Annotated in this window: 8 protein-coding genes; 3 read left to right on the top strand and 5 right to left on the bottom strand. The window is 61.8% G+C overall.

Annotated features, from left to right (window positions below; all coding sequences use genetic code 11):
- Nucleotides 1-181: 181 nt before the first annotated feature.
- Genes M1B35_RS25130 through M1B35_RS25120 form a run of 3 tightly spaced genes read right to left on the bottom strand, consistent with a single transcriptional unit; the run spans nt 182 to nt 5,085 of the window.
- Nucleotides 182-1,537, bottom strand: coding sequence for an HlyD family type I secretion periplasmic adaptor subunit (locus M1B35_RS25130; protein WP_123329970.1), 1,356 nt, complete (start codon nt 1,535-1,537; stop codon nt 182-184).
- A gap of 11 nt (nt 1,538-1,548) precedes the next feature.
- Nucleotides 1,549-3,708, bottom strand: coding sequence for a type I secretion system permease/ATPase (locus M1B35_RS25125; protein ID WP_123329973.1), 2,160 nt, complete (start codon nt 3,706-3,708; stop codon nt 1,549-1,551).
- Nucleotides 3,709-3,726: 18 nt separating this feature from the next.
- Nucleotides 3,727-5,085, bottom strand: a complete 1,359-nt coding sequence (locus M1B35_RS25120) for a TolC family outer membrane protein (protein WP_123329975.1) — start codon at nt 5,083-5,085, stop codon at nt 3,727-3,729.
- Between the two features lie 581 nt (nt 5,086-5,666).
- Between M1B35_RS25120 and M1B35_RS25115 the strand changes: the two genes are divergently transcribed.
- Nucleotides 5,667-14,249: a retention module-containing protein gene (locus tag M1B35_RS25115; protein WP_268263394.1), complete on the top strand. Its 8,583-nt coding sequence runs from the start codon at nt 5,667-5,669 to the stop codon at nt 14,247-14,249.
- A gap of 97 nt (nt 14,250-14,346) precedes the next feature.
- Here the strand turns inward: M1B35_RS25115 and M1B35_RS25110 are convergent, their stop codons facing one another.
- Nucleotides 14,347-14,790, bottom strand: coding sequence for a YbaN family protein (locus M1B35_RS25110; protein ID WP_425273444.1), 444 nt, complete (start codon nt 14,788-14,790; stop codon nt 14,347-14,349).
- Nucleotides 14,753-15,340: a UPF0149 family protein gene (locus M1B35_RS25105; protein WP_123329984.1), complete on the bottom strand. Its 588-nt coding sequence runs from the start codon at nt 15,338-15,340 to the stop codon at nt 14,753-14,755. Before M1B35_RS25105 ends, M1B35_RS25110 begins: the two co-directional genes overlap by 38 nt.
- Nucleotides 15,341-15,614: 274 nt before the next feature.
- Here M1B35_RS25105 and recQ point away from each other — a divergent pair, with 274 nt between their 5' ends.
- Both recQ and M1B35_RS25095 read left to right on the top strand, forming a co-directional pair.
- Nucleotides 15,615-17,741 carry a DNA helicase RecQ gene (gene recQ / locus M1B35_RS25100; RefSeq protein ID WP_268263392.1) on the top strand — a complete coding sequence of 709 codons (2,127 nt, stop codon included), beginning with the start codon at nt 15,615-15,617 and terminating at the stop codon, nt 17,739-17,741.
- Nucleotides 17,742-17,862: 121 nt separating this feature from the next.
- The gene (locus M1B35_RS25095) at nt 17,863-18,297 is read left to right on the top strand and encodes a MarR family transcriptional regulator (RefSeq protein ID WP_123329991.1); all 435 of its coding nucleotides are present in this window, start codon (nt 17,863-17,865) and stop codon (nt 18,295-18,297) included.
- Nucleotides 18,298-18,337 lie beyond the last annotated feature (40 nt).

Raw genomic sequence — 18,337 nt, 5'->3', positions numbered from 1 at the left:
GGATATGGACGTGCGGCGAGCCCCCACCTTTGTAGGTGCCGGGCTCGCCCGCGATGGCGTCCCTGAGCCTTGCGCAAAATTGGCGGGCCCTTCGCCGGCAAGCCGGCTCCTACCGCGTAGTGGATATGGACGCGCGGCGAGCACCCGCCCTTGTAGGAGCGGGCTCGCCCGCGATGGCGGTTTAGCGTTCGCGCATGGCTTCGGTGCGGGCCTTGAGCACGGGTTTGAGCAGGTAGTCCAGGACGCTTTTCTCGCCGGTGATGATGTCCACCGTGGCCACCATGCCGGGGATGATCAGCAGCGGTTTGAGTTCGCCCCCCAGGTGGTTTTTGTCGGTGCGCACCTGGATCAGATAGAAGCTGTTGCCCTTGTCATCGGTGATGGTGTCGGCACCGATCAGCTCCAGTCGGGCGCTCAAACCGCCGTAAATCGTGTAGTCGTAGGCACTGAACTTGACCATGGCCCGCTGGCCCGGATGGAGGAAGGCCACGTCCTGGGGGCGCACCTTGGCTTCGATCAGCAGGTTGTTTTCCATCGGCACGATTTCCACCATGTCGCTGCCCGGCTGGACCACGCCACCGATGGTGTTGACCTTGAGCTGCTTGATCACCCCATGCACGGGTGACACCACCGTGGTGCGGTTGACCCGGTCGTCGATGGCGATGCCCGAGGCGGTGATTTTCGACAGGTCGGTGCGCTTCTCGTTGAGTTCCTTGGCGGCCTCGGAGCGAAAGGTCTGCACCGACTCATCGATCTTGCTCTTGATCTCGTTGATCGCTGATTCTGCCCGGGGAATCGCCAAGGTGGTGGCGTCCAGCGAACCGCGGATCTCCACTGCGCTGCGTTTCAAGCGCAGGATCTCCACCGGCGACACCGCGCCGCTGCCCACCAGGGGCGCCGACATGTTCATCTCCTGGTTGAGCAGGCCCAGGCTGGAACTGTATTGCCCCTGCTTCGAACGGAACTCCGCCAGTTCCTGGGTCTTTTGCCGCAGTTGTTCGGTCAGGGTGCGTTGTTCGCTGGCCAGTCGGCGCTGGCGCTGGTCATACAGGGCGCGCTCGTCTTCGGAGACTTGCGGGGCTTTGCTCACCACTTCCGCGGAGGGGCTGAACGGGCGGCCTTCGGCTTCGGCGGACAAGCGCTCGACCTGGGCCATCAAGGCAAAGCGGTCCGCCTCGCTTTCGCCCTTGTTCGAGCGATAGCGTGTGTCGTCCAGGCGCAGCAAGGTTTCGCCCTTGTCCACTAATTGCCCCTCGTGGACGAAAATTTCAGTGACGATGCCGCCCTCCAGGTTCTGGATCACCTGGATCTTGCTCGACGGAATGGCCTTGCCTTCCCCCGTGGTGACTTCCTGCAGCACCGCGAACCTGGCCCAGACCAGGGCGCTGACTATAAGCGCTGCGGCGATCCACACCGTGATCCGTACCCCGCGCGGAGAGTCCTGCAACGAGGCGCCGGCGGTTTCCGGCATGAACTCGCTTTCTGCGCTTTTACGAAAGCTGCCGAAGTAACCCCGCGATGAAGATGACCCAGACATGCTGGTGACTCCTAGACGGCCGCAGAGCCGACACGGCCCTTGCGCAGTGCATCGATGACCGCTTCTTTCGGACCGTCGGCAACGATCCGCCCCTCGTCCAGCACCACCAGTCGGTCCACCAGGCTGAGCATCGAGGTGCGGTGGGTCACCAGCAGCAAGGTCTTGCCCTGGACCTTGGCCATCAGGCGTTGGCGCAGGGCGTCTTCGCTGCTGTTGTCCATGGCGCTGGTGGGTTCATCCAGCAGCAGGATGGGCGGGTCCAGGAGCAGCGCCCGCGCCAGCAACACCGCCTGGCGCTGGCCGCCGGAGAGCAGTTGTCCACGCTCGCCCACGGGCCGGTCGAAGCCTTGGGGATGCTGGCGGGCCAGCTCGGTGACGCCGGTCAACTCGGCGACTTCGAGCATCCGGGCATCGCTGATGTACCGCGCGCCCAGGGTCAGGTTGTCGCGCAGGCTGCCGGCCAGCAGCGGCAGGTCATGGGCAACGTAGCCGATCTGTTGCCGCAGGTCGGCAACGTCCAGCTGTCGCAGGTCCAGGCCATCGAGTAGCAGTTGGCCCTCTTCGGGGGCGAGAAACCCCATCACCAGGCGAGCCAGGGTGCTTTTGCCCGAGCCGCTGCGGCCGATGATGCCGATACGCTCGCCGGGCTGCAGGCTGAAGCTGATGGTGTTCAGGGCCGGCGTGCTCTGCCCGTTGTAGCGAAAGGTCACGCGGCTGACTTCCAGGGCGCCGCGCAGTTGGGTGCGCTCCAGCGGACGTTGCTTGGGGTCGCGCTCCTGGGGCAGGGCCATCAGCGCATCGGTGCTGCGCATGGTCAGTTGGGCTTGTTGATAGCGGGTGATCAGCCCGGCGATCTGTCCCAGCGGGGCCAGCACCCGGCTGCCGAGCATGTAGCTGGCCACCAGGGCGCCGACGCTGAGGTTGCCGGCAATGATGCTGTAGACCCCGGCGACGATGGTCGCCATGCCCGACAGTTGCTGGATGAACAGGGTGCCATTGGTGGCCAGGGCCGAGAGGTTGCGCGCATGGCTGTCGAGGCGGGTGAGGGCGCCGTGGGTGCTTTCCCATTGGTGCTGGCGCTCGCTTTCGGCGCTGCAGGCCTTGAGGGTTTCTAGGCCGCCCAGGGTTTCGATCAGCAGGGCCTGGCGCTCGGCGCCCAGGCTCAGGCTTTTTTGCACCGTGTCGCGCAGGCGCGACTGGATCAGCAGGGCGAAAATGATGGTGATGGGAAAGGCCAGCAGTGGAATCACCACCAGCCAGCCGCCGAGCAGGCCGATCACCACCAGCATTAATAGGGCAAAGGGCAGGTCGATCAGGCTGGTCAGGGTCACGGCGGTGAGAAACTCTCGCAGGCCCTGGAAGTCATGGATGCTCTGGGCAAAGCCGCCAATGGTGGCCGGCCGTGCCTTAAGGTTCATGCCGGTGATGCGTTCGAACAGGGTCGCCGAGAGAATCACGTCGGTCTTCTTCCCAGCCTGGTCGAGCAAATGGGCGCGCAGCACCCGCAGTACCAGTTCAAACCCGGTGCCGATCAGCAGGCCCAGGGTCAGTACCCAGAGGGTGGAAATCGCCTGGTTGGGCACCACCCGGTCGTAGGTCTGCATCACGAACAGCGGCACCATCAGCCCCAACAGGTTGATCAGGAAACTGGCGAGGATGGCGTCGCTGTAGAGCCAGCGAGAGAGTTTCAGGGTGTCGCGAAACCAGGCTTCGACCCGCGGCACCAGGGGCGTGCGCAAGTCTTCGAGTTCGTGGCGGGGCCGGGCAAAGAGTGCCTGGCCGCTGTATTCCTCAGTCAGTTCTTCACGGCTGACCCATTGTTCGCCGCCTTCGGCTTCGCACGGCAGGATCAGCGCCTTGCCGTCGTCGCCCCAGCGGCGCAGCACCGCGCACCGGCCATTCTTGAGGATCAGCAACACCGGCAGGTTGAGGGCGGAAATCGCCCCCAACTCACGGCGCAACAGCCGCGCCTGGAGGCTCGCCCGGGCTGCGGCACGGGGCAGCAGGTCCAGGCTCAGGCGTTGTTTATCCAGGGGCAGGCCGGCACTCAGGCTGCCCCGGCTGACGGTGCAGCCATGCAATTTGCACAGGATCAATAATCCATCCAACAGCGGGTCATCGAAGCTTGAGCGTGGATCGGCGCTCAAGCTCCCGGGTTCGATGCTGGTCACGTTGCGTCCTCCCGGGGACTACTTCATTTCCGGTAGGCGCGCGTCGCTTCTCACTTCGCTCTGGGCGATGGCCTCGGCCGGCACCACGACTTTTTCCTTGTTCAGCAACTCGCCCATGTTGGCCAGCACGCGGTACATGGAGAACTCCTCGGTGTAGCGCACTTCGGTGTAGCGGCGGTTGGCGTTGTACAGCTCGTTTTCACTGTCTAGCACGTCCAGCAGGGTGCGTTGGCCGAGGCCGAACTGGTCCTGGTAGGCGCCGCGCACCCGGGTGGTGGTTTCGGCATATTCCCGGGCGGTAGGGGTTTGCTTCTTGGCGTTGAGCATGGCGTTCCAGGCCAGGGTGATGTTCTCGTTGAGCATGCGCAGGGCGTTGTTGCGGATGTCCATGGCCTGGTTGATCTTGTGCGCGTCGGACTGCAGGCGAGCCTTGTCGCTGCCGCCCCGGAACAGGTTGTAGTTCATCACCACGCCGACTCGCCATTCATTGTCATGGCCGATGTCGCCTTGCACATTGTTGTTGGCGCCCACCGCGGCTTCGGCATCGAAGCGTGGGTAGAACGGTGACTTGGCCACCTCGTACTGGCTTTCCGCAGCCTGGATATCGGCTTGTGCGGACTTCAGGTAGGGGTTGTTCTCCAACATGCTTTGCTTGGCGTCGTTCAGGGTGGCGGGTACTTCGCCACGGATCGACGGCAGGCTTTCCAACTCATCGGGCAGGCGCCCTACGGCGCTATAGAAGTTGGCCTCGGCATCGGCCAGGTCGACTTCGGCCGTGTCGTAGTTGTTTTCCGCCAGGGCGCGCCGGGCCTTGGACTGGTCGAGGTCGGCGTTGCTGCCCACGCCCCGTTCACTGCGCAGGCCGATCTGATCGTTGACCCGCAGGTGGGCCTGCAGGTTGTTCTTGGCCAGGGTCACCAGTTCACGGCGCTTGAGCACTTCCAGATACACCTCGATGGTGCGCAGGGCCAGGCTCTCGGCGGTCCCGCGGGCGAAGTAGGCCCGCGAGTTGACCACCGACTGAGTACGCCCCACTTCATTGGCCGTGTTGAAACCGTCGAAGAGCATCTGCCGCAGGCGTAATTCCGACTGGGTGTAATTCAAGGTCTCGGTGTGGTGGTTGCCCAGGGCCCGAGTGGTGGTGTTGTCGCTGTAGCCACGACCGTAGCCGGCATTCAGGTCCAGGGTCGGGTAGAAGCCGCCTTTGGCGACCTTCACATCCTCATCGGCAGACAGGCGGCTGTTCTGGCTCGCCCGCAGTTCCGGGTGATTGTCCAGGGTGCTCTGGATGGCTTCGGTCAAGGACATGGCCTGGGCTGCGGGGGCGCACAGTATGGCCAGTAAAATCGCGCTGCTGAGGGGGGTGAAAACGCGCATTGGGGTGTCTCCCTGGTCCTGATGGTGAGGCAGTCGCCAAAAAAATGACGAAATTTTTAAGGTGAAACCGTTTCATACTTGTAACAACAGAGCTAAGAACATCCTGAAGAAAAGCTAAGAAAAAATTCGCATAGGTTTTATGCCGAAAAAAACTTATGCACTCGATCAAAAGCAGGACATTGTTCAAATCGAAAGCCCACGTTTTATCGGCTCTTAACGGCGTTTTCAGCGGGCTTAAAGGTTCAAATTTTTTTGCAGCTCAGGGCGGGGAAGTGGTGGCGGGGAGGGAGACGTGGAGGGTTGAGTAGGGTGGCATTTTTTTGTCACTTGCAGGTTCCAACCTTCAGCGCGGCTCTTGTTGGCGAGCTGTCCGGGGCCTGGACAGGGTGTTTTTCACCCCCAGGCGTCACGGCATAAACGGCCGATCAACGAGCAGCAGGGCGGGGTCGATAACGACCCTGCGGCGGGGTGGCTCCCAGGAGCCGCCGCAGTCAGGATAAGGATCGTTCAACCACTGGTTAACACCATCAGCGCTGCTGCAAACAACCAGATGCCGATCGTTTCGGCGTGGGAGGATGCACATGGCTACGTTAATCGGCGTGGTGACCCAGGTGGTGGGTCAGGTTTTTGCGGTGGCGGCAGATGGCGCGCGCCGGGCCCTGGTTGAAGGGGATCGGTTGTTTGCCGGGGACCAGTTGGTCACCGGGGCCGAAGGCGCGGTGGCCGTGCACCTGCAAAACGGCCATGAACTGACTCTTGGGCGCGACAGCTCCCTGCAGATGACCCCGCAGTTGCTGGCCAATCAGGCCCCCCATGTGGACACCACGGACGCCCTGGCTCCCAGCGATGCGCAGTTGACCGATGTGCAGCAACTGCAAAAAGCCATTGCGGCCGGTGACGACCCCACGCAAAACGCCGAAGCCACGGCAGCCGGCCCTGGTGGTACCGGTGCGACAGGTGGCGCCCTGGGGGGCGGGCACAGCTTTGTGCTGCTGGAAGAGGTCGCGGGCCGGGTCGATCCGATCATCGGTTTCCCCACTGCCGGCTTCAATGGCATTCCCGAATTTGTGCCCGAACGCCTGAATGCCGCACCGCCCACTGAGGGCAGCGCACCGCCGGACAACCCGGTGACCCTTGAGGGCCTCTCGGTGGAAGGGGGTGAGTTGACTCTCAACGAGGCCAACCTGGCCCAGGGGTCGATCAACAATCCCGCTGCCCTGACCCAGAGCGGCACCTTCAGTGTGTCGGCCCCCGATGGCCTCAGCAGCCTGAACGTGGGTGGCATCAGCGTGGTCAGCGGCGGGGTGCCTGCGGGCTTTCCCCAGTCGATCACCACGGGGTTGGGCAACATCCTGACCATCACTGGCTTTAACCCGGCGACCGGGGTGGTCAGCTACAGCTACACCCTGGTGGGCAACGAAGTGCATGCCGCAGGGGACGGCACCAACAACCTCAGCGAACATTTCAGCGTGGTGGCGACCGACAGCGATGGCGATTCGGCCAGCAACACCCTGGACGTCAACATCACTGACGATGTGCCGCTCGCAGCCAACGACAGCAATGCCCAAGTGGCGTCCGAGACGCAACTGACCCTGACCGGCAACGTCCTGACCAACGACACCCAAGGTGCGGACCGGGTGGCCACCGGTCCCGTAACCCCAGGCACTTTCATCGGCACCTATGGCACCTTGGTACTCAACGCCAACGGCACTTACACCTACACCCTGAACACCAATGACGCCGACTTCAAAGCCCTGCACGGCAATGGCAGCGGTACTGAAACCTTTGCCTATACCCTGACTGACTCCGATGGCGACAGCAGCAGCGCCAACCTGGTGCTGCAAATCCACAACAATGACGACCCGGTGATCGTGCGTGGGCTGGATGTTGAAGGCGGTGAACTCAACGTTTATGAGAAAAACCTGACTGACGGTAGCGCGCCCAACACGCCGGCCCTTACCCAAAGCGGCACCTTTACTGTCACTGCGCTCGACGGTCTGCAAACCCTGACCGTTGGCGGCATCAGCGTGGTCAGCGGTGGCGTGGCCGCGGGCTTCCCGCAATCGGTCACCACGGCACTTGGCAACACCTTGACCATCACTGGCTACAACGCCACCACCGGTGAAGTGAGTTACAGCTACACCCTGACCGATAACGAAAACCATCCGACCGCTCAGGGCGCCAACAGTCTGAGTGAGCAGTTCACCGTCGTGGCCACGGACACCGATGGCAGCAGTGCCACAGGCTCCCTGGATGTGAACGTGATCGACGACCTGCCCAAGGCGGTCAACGACAGCAACGTGGGTACGGCTTCGGAAAGCCAGTTGACCCTGACCGGCAACGTTCTGACCAACGACACCCAGGGTGCGGATCGTGTGCCCACCGGCCCCGTGACCCCCGGCACCTTTACCGGCACCTACGGCACCCTGGTTCTGAATGCCGACGGCACATACACCTACACACTGAACACCAGCGATGCTGACTTCAAAGCCTTGCACGGCAATGGCAGCGGTACTGAAACCTTTGCCTACACCCTGACTGACTCGGACGGCGACAGCAGCACCGCCAACCTGGTGCTGCAGGTGCATAACAACGACGATCCGGTGACCTTGAACGGTCTGGATGTCTACGGCGGCGAACTCACTGTCTATGAAAAAAACCTTAGCGACGGCAGCTCGCCCAACACGCCGGCCCTTACCCAAAGCGGCACCTTTACCGTCACTGCGCTCGACGGTCTGCAAACCCTGACCGTTGGCGGTATCAGCGTGGTCAGCGGTGGGGTGGCGGCGGGCTTCCCGCAAAGCGTGACCACGGCGTTGGGCAATACCTTAACCATCACCGGTTACAACGCCACCACCGGCGAGGTCAGCTACAGCTACACCCTGACGGACAATGAAAACCATCCGACCGCCCAGGGCGCGAACAGCCTGAGTGAGCAATTTGCTGTGGTGGCGACGGACACCGATGGCAGCAGCGCCACCGGTTCCCTGGACGTGAATGTGATCGACGACCTGCCCAAGGCTGTCAATGACAGCAACGCTGGTACGGCTTCGGAAAGCCAACTGACCCTGACCGGCAACGTCCTGACCAACGACACCCAAGGGGCGGACCGTGTGCCGAGTGGCCCCGTCACTCCGGGCACCTTCACCGGCACCTTCGGCACGCTGGTTTTGAATGCCAACGGCACCTACACCTACACCTTGAACACCAATGATGCCGACTTCAAAGCCTTGCACGGTAATGGCAGCGGCACTGAAACCTTCGCCTACACCCTGACTGACTCGGACGGCGACAGCAGCACTGCGAACCTGGTGCTGCAGGTGCATAACAACGACGACCCGGTGATTCTTGACTGCCTCGACATCAAAGGCGGCGAACTGACGGTCTACGAGAAAAATCTCACTGACGGTAGTGCGCCTAACACGCCTGCCTTGACCCAGAGCGGCATCTTTACCGTCACCGCCCTCGACGGGCTGCAAACCCTGACCGTCGGCGGTATCAGCGTGGTCAGCGGCGGCGTGGCTTCGGGCTTCCCGCAATCGATCACCACGGCGCTTGGCAATACCTTGACCATCACCGGTTACAACGCCAGTACTGGCGAAGTGAGCTACAGCTACACCCTGACGGACAACGAAAACCATCCGACGGCACAGGGTGCCAATAGTCTGAGCGAGCAGTTTACCGTTGTCGCCACGGACACCGATGGCAGCAGCGCCAGCGGTTCTCTGGACGTGAATGTGGTTGATGATTTGCCTAAAGCGGTCAACGACAGCAACGCCAGCTCTGCTTCAGAAAGCCAGCTGACTCTCACCGGTAATGTCCTGACCAACGACACCCAGGGTGCAGACCGTGTGCCCACCGGCCCCGTCACTCCGGGGACCTTCACCGGCACCTACGGCACGCTGGTTTTGAATGCCAACGGCACCTACACCTACACGTTGAACACCAACGACGCTGACTTCAAAGCCTTGCACGGCAACGGCAATGGCACCGAAACCTTCGCCTACACCCTGACTGACTCAGACGGCGATAGCAGCACTGCGAATCTGGTGTTGCAGGTGCATAACAACAATGACCCAGTGACTCTTGACTGCCTGGACATCAAAGGTGGCGAGCTGACGGTCTACGAGAAAAATCTCATTGACGGCAGTGCGCCTAACACTCCAGCTTTGACTCAGAGCGGCACCTTTACCGTCACTGCGCTGGACGGTCTGCAAACCCTGACCGTTGGTGGCATCAGCGTGGTCAGCGGTGGGGCCGCCGCCGGCTTCCCGCAATCGATCACCACAGCGCTTGGCAACACCTTGACCATCACTGGCTACAACGCCACCACCGGTGAAGTGAGTTACAGCTACACCCTGACGGACAATGAAAACCATCCGACGGCCCAGGGCGCGAATAGCCTGAGTGAGCAATTTGCTGTGGTGGCGACGGACACCGATGGCAGCAGTGCTACGGGTTCTCTGGACGTGAATGTGGTCGATGATTTGCCGAAGGCGGTCAACGACAGCAACGCTGGTACGGCTTCGGAAAGCCAGCTGACCCTGACCGGCAACGTCCTGACCAACGACACCCAGGGCGCGGACCGTGTGCCCAGCGGTCCGGTCACGCCCGGTACTTTTACCGGCACCTACGGCACCCTGGTCCTGAATGCCAACGGCACCTACACCTACACGCTGAATACCAACGACGCCGACTTCAAAGCCCTACACGGCAATGGCAATGGCACCGAAACCTTCGCCTACACCCTGACTGACTCGGACGGCGATAGCAGCACTGCGAATCTGGTGTTGCAGGTGCATAACAACAATGACCCAGTGATTCTCGACTGCCTGGATATCAAGGGCGGTGAACTCACCGTCTACGAAAAAAACCTCAGCGATGGCAGCTCGCCTAACACGCCGGCCTTGACCCAGAACGGCACCTTTACCGTCACCGCGCTGGACGGTCTGCAGACCTTGAGCGTTGGTGGCATCAGCGTGGTCAGCGGTGGGGCCGCCGCCGGCTTCCCGCAATCGATCACCACAGCGCTTGGCAACACCTTGACCATCACTGGCTACAACGCCACCACCGGTGAAGTGAGTTACAACTACACGCTGACGGACAACGAAAACCATCCGACGGCCCAGGGCGCCAACAGCCTGAGTGAGCAATTTGCTGTGGTGGCGACGGACACCGATGGCAGCAGTGCTACGGGTTCTCTGGACGTGAATGTGGTCGATGATTTGCCGAAGGCGGTCAACGACAGCAACGCTGGTACGGCTTCGGAAAGCCAGCTGACTCTCACCGGTAATGTCCTGACCAACGACACCCAGGGTGCAGACCGTGTGCCCACCGGCCCCGTCACTCCGGGGACCTTCACCGGCACCTACGGCACCCTGGTCCTGAATGCCAACGGTACCTACACCTACACACTGAACACCAGCGATGCTGATTTCAAAGCCTTGCACGGCAACGGCAATGGCACCGAAACCTTCGCCTACACCCTCACCGATTCGGACGGCGATAGCAGCACTGCGAATCTGGTGTTGCAGGTGCATAACAACAATGACCCAGTGATTCTCGACTGCCTGGATATCAAGGGCGGTGAACTCACCGTCTACGAAAAAAACCTCAGCGACGGCAGCTCGCCCAACACGCCGGCCTTGACTCAAAGCGGCACCTTTACCGTCACTGCGCTCGACGGTCTGCAAACCCTGACCGTTGGCGGCATCAGCGTGGTCAGCGGTGGCGTGGCGGCGGGCTTCCCGCAAAGTGTGACCACGGCCTTGGGCAATACCTTGACCATTACCGGTTACAACGCCGGCACTGGCGAGGTGAGCTACCGCTATACCCTGACGGACAATGAAAACCATCCTACTGCCCAGGGCGCCAACAGCCTGAGCGAACACTTCAATGTGGTGGCCACCGACAGTGACGGCAGTTCGTCCTCCGGGGTACTCGATGTGAACATCGTCGATGACCTGCCCACCGCCAAGGCGGACGTCGCCAATACCGTCGAGGGCGGTACGGTCGATGTCAGCGTACTTGGCAATGATGTGCTCGGCGCCGACGGCGGAGCGGTGGTGGGGGTGCGTGCCGGCAGCAATACTGCAACCTCGGCTATCGGCGGGTTGGGCAACACCATCACTGGTGTCTACGGCACCTTGACCCTGGATGCCGCCGGGCATGCCGTGTACCACAGCAACCCGAACTCGGTGAGCCCACCCGGGGCGACGGATGTCTTCACTTACACCGTTCGTGACGGTGACGGCGATGAAAGCACCACCACCCTGACCATCAATGTCAGTGATTGCGGCCTCAAGGCGGTCACCGATCAAGACGTCAGCGTCTACGAAAAAGCCCTGGACCTGAGCAAGGATGGCCAGGACCTGGCGGCGGGCACGGTGATTGGCAGCGACCCGAGCGCCAGCAGCGAAACCGCCAGCGGCACCCTGGTGGGGTCGGTGACCGGCGGTTCCGGTGGCATCACCTTCAGCCTGGTGGGCAGTGCTACGGGCAGTTACGGGCAGATTCTGCTCAACCCCAATGGCACGTACACCTACACCTTGACGTCAGCGCCGAAAACCTCGCCCATGGCCAACGACGGCGCCAATACCCTGAACGAAAGCTTTACCTACAAAGCCACCGATGCCCTGGGTAACAGCACCACCGGCAGCATTGTGGTGAGCATCGTCGATGACGTGCCCAAGGCGGTGGCCAGTGAGCGTTCGGTGACTGCGGTGGAGGTGGACTCCAACCTGCTGCTGGTGATCGACGTTTCCGGGAGCATGGCCGACGCGTCCGGCGTGCCCGGTTTGTCGCGCCTGGACCTGGCCAAGCAGGCCATCAGCGCGTTGCTCGACAAGTACGACAACATGGGCGACGTCAAAGTCCAGATCGTGACCTTCAGCACCAACGCTACGGACAAGACGCCGGTCTGGGTCGATGTGGCCACGGCCAAGACGATCATTTCGTCGCTGACGGCCGGGGGCAACACCAACTACGACGCCGCCGTGGCTATGGCGAAAACCGCGTTTGCCACTAGCGGTCAACTGACCGGGGCGCAGAACGTCGGGTACTTCTTCTCCGACGGCAAGCCTACGGGCGGGCAAGACATTGGCACCACAGATGAGGCCGCCTGGAAAACCTTCCTCGACGCCAACGGCATCAAGAACTATGCGATCGGCCTGGGCAGCGGTGTGAGTAATGCCAACCTCGACCCGTTGGCCTATGACGGCAGCACCCACATCAACACCAATGCCGTGGTGGTCACCGACCTGAACCAACTCAATTCGGTGCTGGCTGGCACCGTGCAGGGCTACCCGGTGACGGGCAGCCTGTTGGGCGAGGGGGGCACTTTTGGTGCCGACGGCGGTTTCATCAAGTCGATCGTGGTCGACGGCGGTACCTATACCTACGACCCCAAAGGCAACAGCAACCAGGGTTCGCTGAGCTTCAGCGGTACCACCAACAATGGCACCTTCAATACCGTCAACAACAGCATCAGCATTGCCACCGGCAATGGCGGCACGCTGGTGGTAAACCTCGACACCGGGGATTACAGCTACACCTCGCAAAAAGTCACCGGCAGCGTCATCACCGAGAACTTCAGCTACACCGTGAGCGACAACGATGGTGATCTGGCCAGCTCGACCCTGGTGGTCAAGGTCAACCCCAATGCGGCGCCGGTGGCGGTGGATGACCACATCATCACCAATATCCTGTCTGGCACCGTGACCGTACCCGGGGATGTATTGCTGGCCAACGACAGCGACGCCAATGGCGATCCGCTGACTGCGGCGCCCACCGTATTCAATACCGGGTGGGCGGCCAAGGGCGCGGAATTCACCGCCACCAGCCAGCAGAACATTGGCTTTGCCGGGAACGGCAACAGCCCCGGCAACCAGGCCATCAGCATCGACCGGGCCTCGTTCAATGCCAACGCCGTGGCCATGACCGCGGTGGTGGTGGTCAGCGGCTACCTGGGCAATGTGAGCAATTCCAGCGCCAATGATGAGGACGTGATCAGCGTCAAACTGAAACAAGGCGAGACCTTGAACCTCAATCACGACCTGGCCGGTGGGCGCGTCACCATGGAATACGCGCTGATGGGTGATGCTTACACGGGGATCGCCGATGGTGGCACCTTCACCGCTGCGGTGGCCGGTACCTATCAGATCCATATCACCAACATCACCAATGGCAGTGGTAGCAACACCGGTGGCTCGGAAACCTACCAACTGACCATGACCATCAACTACGCCGGAGCCTCGGACGTCACCCCGGATTACCACGGCACCTACACCGCCAGCGACACCCATGGCGGCAGCGATGCAGCTGCGGTCAGCATCACTTATCAGGACGGGCATACCCTCACCGGGACTTCGGGTGATGATGTGCTGGTGGCTGGCAGTGGCGACAACGTCCTCAATGGCGGTGACGGTAACGATGTGTTGACCGCGGGCTCGGGCAACAACACCTTGAATGGTGGCAATGGCAATGACCTGTTGTTCAGTGGGCCGGGCAACGACCTGCTCGACGGCGGCTCGGGCATCGACACCGCCAGTTATGCCCACGCGACCGCCGCAGTCACGGTCAACCTCGGGCTGCTGGGGGCGCAGAACACCTTGGGCGCGGGCACCGACACCCTGATCAACATCGAGAACCTGGTGGGCTCCAACTACAACGACACCCTGACCGGTGACAACCACGCCAATGTGATCACCGGTGGGTTGGGCAATGATGTGCTCAATGGCGGCGGGGGCGATGACTTGCTGATCGGCGGAATGGGCAACAACACCCTGACGGGCGGTGCCGGTAACGACACCTTCCAGTGGTTGCAGGGCAACAGCGGCCATGACTTGGTCACCGACTTCACCCTCGGGGCCGACAAGCTCGACCTGTCGCAACTGCTGCAAGGTGAAAATGCCACCTCGGCCTCTCTGGATGACTACCTGCACTTCAAGGTCACGGGCAGTGGTGCGTCCTTGGTGACCAGCATCGATGTCAGTGCGGTGGCCGGTGCCGCGCCGACCCAGACCATCGACCTGGCCGGGGTCGACCTCGCCACCCATTACGGTGTGACGCCGGGGGCGGGCGGGGTGATTGCAGGGGGGCCGGACACGGCCACTATCATCAACGGCATGCTCAACGATCACTCGTTGAAGGTGGACACCGTGTGACTCGCCGGGCCCAAGGGCCAAGGCTTTAGGCAGTATCGCGGGCAATAGCCCCGAAGGCGTGTTTCCAACGTCTTCGGGGCTTTTTTTGGGTGGGCGATCAGGTTTTGCGCAGGGTTTTCTGCCGCAGGATGTAGACCGTGACCAACACCGCACTGGTCAGCATGAACCCCCGGGCCCAGGGCAGGGGCACCAGGTAACAGGAGAAACCGATGCTGAGCCACATCAGGCCGATTGCATAGACCTTGGCCTTGAGGGGGATGCCGTTGCCGTCGAGGTAGTCGCGGATCCACGGCCCCAGGCGCGGATGCCCCACCAGCCACCCATAGAAGCGCGGCGAACTGCGGGCAAAACAGGCCGCCGCCAGCAGCAGGAACGGGGTGGTGGGCAATACCGGGAGGAAAATACCGATCACCCCCAGCACTACGCTCAGCCAGCCGATGGCCAGCAGAACGTAACGCAGGATCAGGGGGTGATTGCCTATGGGCTTGGCCATAGGCCGTGACTCAGTGGTGGCGCGGCTTGAGGATGGCCGGCTTTTCATCCGGAGCATTGCACAGCAGGTACAAGGCGGTGAGGGCTTCCGGGATTTGCACAATCATGTCGTCCATCAGGTTGGCATCGCTGGCGATGTCAGAGAACTCAGGCTGCTCATCGAACAGGCCGGAACCGACCATGATCGGCAGGAGCATTTCGCTGACTTCTTCTTCGGCGGTTTCGAACCAGGCCGCTTCGCGCAGGAACACCCCTTCCATGAAACCGATGCACCAGCCGCGCAGGTCGGAATCATCCGGGTCGTCGCCCAGGTCCAGCTCGCACGGCAGCTCGAACTCCTCGTCGGACGCCAGTTGGCGGGCGATGTGGGCCTTGAGGGCCAGCAAGGTGGATTCGATGGCTTCGCGCTCGGTGTCACTGCTGTAGTGAGGCTCTTCGGCGAAGAGTGCGTCGATCCATTCGCGATCGGGAACGGTCTCCGAGCAGATCGACAGGGCGGTCAGGTAGCCGTGAGCGGCCACGTAGTCCAGCGCCTCGTCATGCAGTTCATCGGCGTCGAGGAAGACTTGCAGGCGGGTTAGTTGCTCAGCGAAGGACATTGAAGGGCTACCTTGGGGAATAAACGATGCTGAATTCTAGGCCTTCTTGAGCGCTCAGGCCAGCAGCCGGGCAGATTTGAGCGGTTCTAAAGGTTACCGGCGGTCCTTGTCGGCGCCCTCTGCCGGGAAGCGCTCGGGTATACTCGCGCGTTTTGTGATGCCCTGCAGACGATGCGGCCGCTCAGGAAAACTCCGCTAACGGATTTGTCCGTGAACCCCGCGGTCTTTTCGGCCAGTCTGCCCCCAGGGATTTCAACGATTTTTGGAGTTTTTCATGCTCGAACAGGCTCAACGCGTCCTCAAGGACATCTTCGGCTACGACAGTTTCCGTGGTCGCCAAGGTGCAATCATTGAGCGCGTGGCCAGCGGTGGCGATGCGCTGGTGTTGATGCCTACCGGCGGCGGCAAATCCCTGTGCTTCCAGGTCCCGGCGCTGTTGCGCGAGGGGCTGGCGGTGGTGGTTTCGCCGTTGATCGCACTGATGGATGACCAGGTTGCCACCCTGGAGGAGCTGGGCGTCGCCGCAGCGGCCCTGAACTCCACCTTGAGCGCCGAACAGCAGCGTGACCTGGCCGCGCGGATTCGCCGTGGTGAAGTGAAGATGCTCTACCTGGCCCCCGAGCGCCTGGTGCAGCCGCGCATGCTCTCGTTCCTGCAGGGCCTGGATATCGCCCTGTTTGCCATCGACGAGGCTCACTGCGTGTCCCAATGGGGCCACGACTTCCGTCCGGAATACCTGCAACTGGGGCAGTTGGCGGAGATGTTCCCCAACGTGCCACGGATTGCCCTGACGGCCACGGCCGACAAACGGACCCGTGAAGAAATCGTCACCCGCCTGCACTTGCAAGAGGCCGAGCGCTTTCTCTCAAGCTTCGACCGACCGAATATCTTTTATCGCATCGTGCCCAAGGAACAGCCGCGCAAGCAGTTGCTGGCGTTCCTCAACGAGCGGCGCAGCGACGCGGGCATCGTCTATTGCCTGTCGCGCAAGAAGGTCGATGAGGTGGCGGCGTTTCTCTGTGAGCAGGGCTTCCCGGCATTGCCCTATCACGCCGGCCTGCCCAATGAGTTGCGGGCGTATCACCAGAAGCGCTTCCTCAATGAGGAAGGGCTGATCATGGTGGCAACCATCGCCTTCGGCATGGGCATCGACAAACCCAACGTGCGTTTTGTCGCCCACATGGACTTGCCCAAATCCCTGGAAGCCTACTATCAGGAAACCGGTCGCGCCGGCCGTGACGGGTTGCCCGCCGATGCCTGGATGGCCTACGGCCTGCAAGACGTGCTGATGCTCAAGCAGATGCTGCAGAACTCCGAAGGCGATGAGCGGCACAAGCGCCTGGAGCAGCACAAGCTCGATGCCATGCTGGCGTTGTGCGAAGAAACCCTCTGCCGCCGCCAGACCTTGCTGGCCTATTTCGATGAAGACATGCCCCAGCCGTGCGGCCATTGCGACAACTGTGTCGACGGCGTGCAGACCTGGGACGCCACCGAGCCGGCACGCCAGGCGCTGTCGGCGATCTACCGCACTGGCCAGCGCTATGGCGTGGGTCACTTGGTGGAAGTGCTGCTGGGCAAGGACACGGAAAAGGTCCGCAGTTCCGGTCACCAGCACCTGTCGGTGTTTGGCGTCGGCAAGGCGCGCACTGAAGGTGAATGGCGCTCGCTGTTTCGCCAATTGGTGGCACGCGGGCTGGCGGACATCGACCTGGAGGGTTACGGCGGCTTGCGTCTGAGTGATAGCTGCCGGCCGTTGCTCAAGGGTGAAGTGACCCTGGAACTGCGTCGCGACCTGAAGCCGCAGACCACCAGCAAAGGCAGCACCAGCCAGGCCAGCCAATTGGTGCGTGGCGAAGAGCGCGAGCAATGGGAGGCGCTGCGGGCCTTGCGGCGTAAGTTGGCTGAAGAGCATGGGGTGCCGCCCTATGTCATCTTCCCGGACTCCACGTTGCTGGAAATGCTCCGCAGCCAGCCTTCGTCCCTGTCGGAAATGGCCCAGGTCAGTGGTGTGGGGGCGCGCAAGTTGGAGCGCTATGGCGCAGCCTTCCTCGAAGTGCTCGGCGGTCAAGCCGAGGCGCCGAAGGTGGTGGCTGATATCCGTCACGAACTCATTACCCTGGCTCGGGCCGGCATGACCCCGATTCAGATCGCCGGGCAATTGCAGTGCTCGGAAAAGAACGTCTACACCTTGTTGGCCGAATCGATCGGCCAGCAGCAATTGTCCCTGGAACAAGCCCTGGATTTGCCGGAAGACCTGTTGGGTGAAATCCAGGACGCGTTCCTCGACGGTGAAGGCGAGCTGCCACCGGTGGCCGAAGTCGCAGAACTGTTCGCAGGCCGTGTGCCGGAAGGGGTGTTGTACTGCGTTCGGGCAGCGTTGCAGTCGGAATTCGAAATTTGAGTGGCTTGCGTTAAAGATGTAACGATTCAGTCTATTGCTGCGCTTGCCTCGGACCAAAGGTCATGCTTAGCTGACTAATAATTAGTTTTTCCTCTATTTTCAGTCTGATCATGAGTTTCCTATGCCGTTGACCGATGAACACCGTTTTGGCATGCAGTTGGCGCACATGTCCCGAGGCTGGCGCGCTGAACTGGACCGCCGCCTGGCCGGGCTTGGCCTGTCTCAGGCGCGCTGGCTGGTGCTGTTGCATCTGGCCCGCTTCGAAGACGCCCCTACCCAGCGTGAACTGGCGCAAAGCGTAGGGGTTGAAGGGCCGACCCTGGCCCGCCTGCTCGACAGTCTGGAAACTCAGGGCCTGGTCCAGCGTCACGCAGTTTTGGAAGACCGTCGGGCGAAAAAAATCGTGCTGTGTGCATCGGCCCGGCCGTTGATCGAGCAGATCGAAACCATTGCCACGGCTTTGCGCCACGAGCTGTTTATCGGTGTCGACGAAGACGACCTGCGGGTTTGCATGCGGGTCCACGACACCATTCTGGCCAACCTGGAAAAGTCCTGAGGCCAAGCCCTCGCCGGAGCGGATCAGCGTCTGGCGCCCC

It is taken from the genome of Pseudomonas morbosilactucae (genome assembly GCF_023241665.1).
Taxonomy (GTDB): domain Bacteria; phylum Pseudomonadota; class Gammaproteobacteria; order Pseudomonadales; family Pseudomonadaceae; genus Aquipseudomonas; species Aquipseudomonas morbosilactucae.
This window is presented reverse-complemented; position numbering and strand designations above follow the sequence as displayed.